This is a genomic window from Acetobacterium sp. (assembly GCF_030652775.1).
Classification (GTDB): Bacteria; Bacillota; Clostridia; order Eubacteriales; family Eubacteriaceae; genus Acetobacterium.
This window is the reverse complement of record NZ_JAUSPS010000061.1, coordinates 1-6,401: the sequence shown is the minus strand read 5'-3', so window position 1 is coordinate 6,401 and position 6,401 is coordinate 1. Positions and strand designations below refer to the sequence as shown.

3 protein-coding genes are annotated in these 6,401 nt (G+C 42.4%); all 3 read left to right on the top strand.

Going from position 1 to position 6,401, the window contains the following annotated elements; translation table 11 throughout:
• A partial coding sequence (locus tag Q7J41_RS10655; RefSeq protein ID WP_304887891.1) for a hypothetical protein occupies positions 1 to 1,613 on the top strand: 1,613 nt, incomplete at its 5' end.
• A gap of 341 nt (positions 1,614 to 1,954) precedes the next feature.
• On the top strand, positions 1,955 to 4,864 hold the full coding sequence (locus tag Q7J41_RS10650; protein WP_304887888.1) for a phage tail tip lysozyme: 2,910 nt from the start codon (positions 1,955 to 1,957) through the stop codon (positions 4,862 to 4,864).
• A 20-nt stretch (positions 4,865 to 4,884) separates the two neighbouring features.
• The coding region (locus tag Q7J41_RS10645; RefSeq protein ID WP_370651010.1) for a hypothetical protein at positions 4,885 to 6,401 on the top strand (1,517 nt) is incomplete at its 3' end.

Here is a 6,401-nt window from a genome sequence, read left to right as displayed (position 1 = left end):
AAGGCTTTGGCAATATTGCTGCTAATGCCAAACAAAGAATGGGTGCCCCAGGTAAAGCTGAAATGCGGGGCCTGGCAAATGATATAAATGGCAAGAGCCCAATTTCAATTGATAATAAAAAGGCCAATCAAGCCATCCAGTCGGCAGTAGCGGGCTGGGGATCAGGCAACATGACTAAACCGGGAGCAGCTCTTAATAAGGGTAAAACTATGTTGGGCAATGCTGTTTCGGATGGAAATAAACCTAAAAACGGTGACGCAACAACCAGAACTGGAATGGCTGGTGCACTCAATACGGGAGCAAGTGGAAATAATCCATTAAAAAATGCTTCGTTCTCGGGCGTTAAAATGGGAAGGGGACAAATTACTGGTCAAGCTCAATTTGCTGATGGACAGAGCAGTGGCTTTGCAATATCCCTGCAAAAACCATCTACAGGTTATCATCAGAAGGTTAAGGTCGCAGATGGACAAGGCGGATTCTCCACTGGTTATGCCAAATTTGACAATCCTGGTGCACTTGGAAATACCGCAGCATTCGGTAAAAAAACCGATGGTGTTGGCAATCGAAGGGCACAGGATTATCTGGCAGGTACATCGGCAACACTTGGCAATCTCTCGCCAAAATCGAGTCCCAATTTTTCACATTATAATGGCTCACAAACATCGAAAATGCTTGGTGAACTTGGCTATAATAATCCCGCTGATTATAAAGGCGCACATATAGGAAAAAGCAACGGCATGACCTATCTCGAAAAATCAAATGGGACATTGGATCTTCTCAAAACGGTCGATCAGGCTTCCGCCTATAGTGGTCGAGGGGTTTCTTTTGCCGGTAAAGACGGCGCTGATTATGCAATTGAATCAACCTCTCGCTTGTCGGAATCAATACCTACGGATCGTAATGGCCGTTCATTTGACGAATATTCGTACCGTCCAATTGATTATGACAGTAGCTATATGCATATGCATGGCGAATCGGCAGAAGCAATGCTTAATACCTTGGACAATATTAATGTCGAAAAATATTCCGGTGTTCATATTGGAACCAATGGCACAACCTTATTAGAATATGCCGATCAATCTGGATATGATGAATTAATTCCAGCGGTTTCGGTAGATGGAAAAATTGACGAAGCGGATATGGCGACAGATGCTGAAGGTATGGCTTACGTTGTTCAAGCACATAGTGGGAAGGCCTTTGATTATACCAGTGATCTGGTTGAACAATCAATTGCAGAAGGTGCCGGGGTGGATGATACTAAGGCATACTATGCAGAAGGACATCCAATGCTGGATCGGGTGCTCGAAGCGTATGACTTTAAAACAGATGCGACCCAGGATCATGACATCCAAATCGAAGCGGTTGAATTACATAAGAATGAAGTTGGTCGTTTAGATTATATGAATGTTCTGGTTAAAAACAATACCACCGGTAACGATGAGTATATTCGTTTATTAGACCCAGCACTTTGTGAACCGTCTGCATATTATGCTGATGGAAAAATATTAAGTGGCCAAAATGGGGCAACCGATGTTTATGTACAGTACCCAAATAGAAATGGCGAATTCTCTGGCAGTCTGTTTAAACCTAAACGGACGGTTGAACTGAAATAGAAAGGAGCGCAGGAAAGAGGAAAGCATGTTAATCATGTTTTCCTTTTTTTATGGAAAAAACCTCTGCAAAACTTAACTTGGAACTAATAGGAAACTACCTTACGTATTTTGCACAGATTGATAAAACTACATTCGTATTTTCACTGCTGTTTTTAGTTGGAGCCACATCGCTTTTTAAAAAAGGATTTCCCAAAATAGCTAAAACTGTTGTGGGATTTGGTAGCTATCTGTTTGTGAGAGGAATACTCACAACCGGGATGTTGTTTGAATGGTGGACTCAAATTCCGGAGATTGTTCAAGCGATCTTTTTTATTCCACAATAGAGAGGATGTGAACGCTAAATGGCGGATAAGAACATCGGCAATGACCCCATCACAGACGGTAAGGATCAAAACAATGTAGACGACGATCTACAGCAAATGTCCCAACTGGGTATGAATTCGGCAGATTCGGCAATAAGTGCCGGCAAAACCGCCAAGCGAGTGATTGACCATCATAAGGATAAAAATAATCAAGAAAATCAAGGGGATAAGCGAGGGGGCGATGAGGGATCACAGAGTGATGCGTTGCCACCCAGTTCAATAGATTCACCCCACTCAAAAACAGCAGCAGGAAAGGTTAGAAGCCCATCAGAACATCAAACAGGTGAAAATCAAAAAACCAATACCGATCAGAGTGATAAAGAAAACGATGCAAACAGTCCAGTAAATGATTTGGTAAGCGCAGATTCCGTCAAGTCCGGAACCAATGAAGGTGAGACGACAGGTCAAGATAGTCATCGCAGTGGCGTCACTGATCAGGTAGCTGGAGACAATAATACAAAAGCAAACAAAAGCGATTCCAAAAACAAAAAAAATGAAAAAAATCAGGCTAATGAGAAAGAAGGCGAACAGAAACAAAAAGGTGCAAAAAACGGCGAGGCTGCCGCCGGTAAAGGAGCGGAAAAAGCTGCTCAAAAAACCGGTGAAAAGGCTGGAGAAAAAGCGGGTGAAAAGGGCGGCGAAGTTGCTGTAGAAGGAGCGACCGAAGCCGCCGGTACTGCGGCTGGCGGATTAGTCGGCAAGCTTGCGGGTAAAGCTGCCGGCAAGGTCGTCGGAAAACTGGTTATACCAGCAATTAAATTACTCATCGTCTTTATCTTTTTTTTTACATTTGCCATCATGGCGATGGTCGATTCACTCCCTTCATATATTTATAATGGAATATTTGATTTACGAGAAGATTTGATGGATCAAGTCTTTATCGTTAAAAACGATGAAGGTAAAGACGTTCCAATAAGTGATCCCAAATCCATGTACACAAAATCGCTGTCGGTTTTTAAAACTGACTATACTGCAAAAACAAAAGAAGGCGGTTACAACAGCGCTTCAATTGATATGTTGTTTCTTTTTTCAAGTTATTCAATCTCAATGGATCAATATGAAAAAGACACAAAAAAAGAAGGCGATTCATTACTTTCTTGGCGTTGGGACATGCTTATTAAGTTAGTTCTGGCTTTTCCCGATGCCCTGGTAAAATCGGTAACAACAACTGTGACTGGTGGCGGTAGCGGCGGTGCGACGACACCAACAGATACGGGTGGTGGCGATTATACAACCGGGAGTCTTACCCAGTTGGTTAATAAAAGTCATGCAGTTGACGCCGGCTATGAACCAACGGATCTGGTCGCGCTATCAGATACAACAGTGCGAACTGTACTTTTAAGGAGCGAAGCCGCTACTGCGTATGAAAAAATGCAATCTGATGCTGCTTCCGGGGGAATCAACTTTTGCCCGAATTCTGGTTACCGGTCATATGAAACGCAATCGTCTTTATATGAAAACAGCGATAAAAGCAAAAATGACACCGCAAAACCAGGAGAAAGTGAGCACCAGCTGGGATTGGCCATTGATGTCACCTGCAGTGAAGTCAGCTATGATGTGGTGGAATCCTTCGAAGAAACAAGCGCCGGAAAGTATTTAAAGGATAATGCGTATAAGTACGGTTTTATACTGCGTTATATAGAAGGTAAGGAATCAGTAACTGGCTATGTATATGAGCCCTGGCATTTTCGTTACGTCGGGGTAGAAACAGCGACCGCAATTCATAATAGTGGCCTGACAATGGAAGAATACTATGCCCAGAAATCGGGTACGGGAACCGGAACTACCGGCGGAACCACTGGTGGCAGCAAAACGACAGTCACCAGCTCCGAATTTAAAAAAGAGTGGATCTTTAGCGCTTTCTTCGGCAAAGATGTAAAGATCACTGACAAGATGCCTGGCAGCCAATATACCTATGAGGAATACATTACCTACATGGTTGAATCCATGAAAAAGGATTTAGGCATCGAAAACGGCATGTTGAGTTTTGGAAGTGGCGCTTATTATGGTGCTTTTGCCTGGCCGATTGACAAACCTCTAGCTGACTTTGTTTTCGCTGATGATGATGACTACGGTTGGCGTGTCCACCCGATATGGGGGGATTTACGCTGGCATGATGGACTTGACTTATCGGGTGCATATGGTCTAAATGTCTATGCAGCTGCAGATGGGACAGTATCCTTTGCTGGAAATGAAGACGGGTATGGAAATAAAGTAGTTATTCAACATAGTAATGGTATTTCAACTCTATATGGACACAATCAGTCAATATCAGTGAAATCCGGCGATACGGTCAAAAAAGGGCAGCTTATTGCATACATGGGCAGCTCTGGTGATAGTACCGGTCCGCATTTGCATTTTGGCGCATTTAACAATGGCACCTCATTTGACCCACTGGACTTATATAAATCGAGTCTGGTTGGCAATGATAACATGGAAAAAATATGGAATTACCTGACCAAAACACTTGGATGTACACCCCAGGCCGCAGCTGGCATTATGGGGAATATGTGGAAGGAAAATACTACGTTTGAACCTTCTATGGTTCAGGATGGAGGAAATGGCTATGGGATCTGTCAATGGGATGATCGTCGCGGTGATCTTTTCGCTTTTGCGGCATTTTACGGCTATGATGTCAACGACCTATACTGTCAATTGGAATTCTTACGGTGCGAAGTCAGCGGGAATCCAAGTGCCGAATTTCCGGGATTTAACCATTGTGGTACTGAGTACAATTCATTCTCTGGCACATGGGATACCTATAAGAAAATGACGGATGTATCAGCTGCCGCAGTCGAATTTCATAAGTATGAGCGATCTGCAGATTCATCGATGGACATGCGAATCAATTACGCCAATGAAGTTTTCAAAATGTATGGAAATAAGTGAAAAATGAAGGGACATAACAAATGGGAAAAAATAATGATGAAAATGAAAGGGTCTATTATATTCCTCGCAATTTTGCGGAATCGGGAAAAATAATCAATGGTATGTTTTATGCCCGTAATCTGATCGAAGCGGCAGCAATAACGATGCTGTTATATATGGTTGAAATGCAATTGATACCATTGGATCTGAACATCCGCATTATTATTGCTGTGATTACCTGCATACCGGTATTACTCGTCGGTGCCATCGGGATCCGCGGCTATTCGCTGACCCAATATGGGGGGATTTATTATCGTTTCCGAAGGGGGCGTCGGGAGATGCGATACCGCAGAATCATGCGTCGGCCATCACAAGAAGATTTAAAGAAACTTGGGTATGTACCTGAGCTTAAATCGTCGCCTTTTAAAATAAGAAAAGATAAAAAGGAAAAAGCTGATAAAGATAGCGAGGACGATTCAATTGAAAACCAACCAGCTATAAAAGAAACGACGCTCTTTAAAGATATCAAAAAAGTAACCAGTCGGCTGTTACCTGAAGGTGTCTTGGAAAATCGGAGCAACCAGCATTTTATCCAGGACATGATTCCAGTGGATCGAATCGAAGATGGGATTATCATTACCAATGACAACCGCTACATCAAAATACTTGAAATCCTACCCACCAATATGGAGTCACTGCATGGACAGGATGTCGATCAGATTGGGTTGGGCTTTGAAGAATGGTGGCGCATCGCTCCTAAAAACACCCAAATAAAAGTAATTACGCAAAAAAAGACAAGCTTTGATGTGATCGAAAATCTGATCACTATGATGAAGATAGAAACCAATGCAAAAGCCAAAGAAATGTGCACCAACTATATCAATTATATTGAACAAATGTCTCAAGCAAGTGGGTTAACGCGTCGGTCATTTCTGATTTTTGAATACGAAAAAGATGGCGTTGTCAATAATGAATATTATGATATCTTACTAAAACTGGACATGTATGAACAACAGGCACGTTCGATATTTGGAAAAATTGGCAACCGCATCACGAATCCAGTTGATCCGGAACAAGCTTCGGAATACTTAGAAGCGATTCTCTATGAACTGTTTAATCGCAAGACCGCCATTACCAAACCCTATCAAACCCGAAAAAAAGAAGTTTATGAACTAACAGCTAAAGCGTATCAGACTGATCCGATTTTTGTCGAAAGCATGGTTCATCCGACCTATCTGATTGGACCCATGGGTATCAACACGAGTTCTGCCAATCACATCATGGTTGATGGCATGTATTTCAGTTATATAGGCATCAGCAGTGAAGGTTATCCTGATAGTGCCTATTTAGGGTGGGTCAGTAATATCATCAATGCCGGAGAAGGTTATGATGTGGATATCTTCATTCAAACCGGTGATGTGGACAAAACGCTGGATAAAATACAACAAAAACTGACAATGAATGAAATTAATCTTAAAGAAGCAAGTGGCGCATCGAAAAACAGTGATACGATTGTGGAAGTCATTAAAGCCGGTTACTTTATTAAGAACCAGATCAT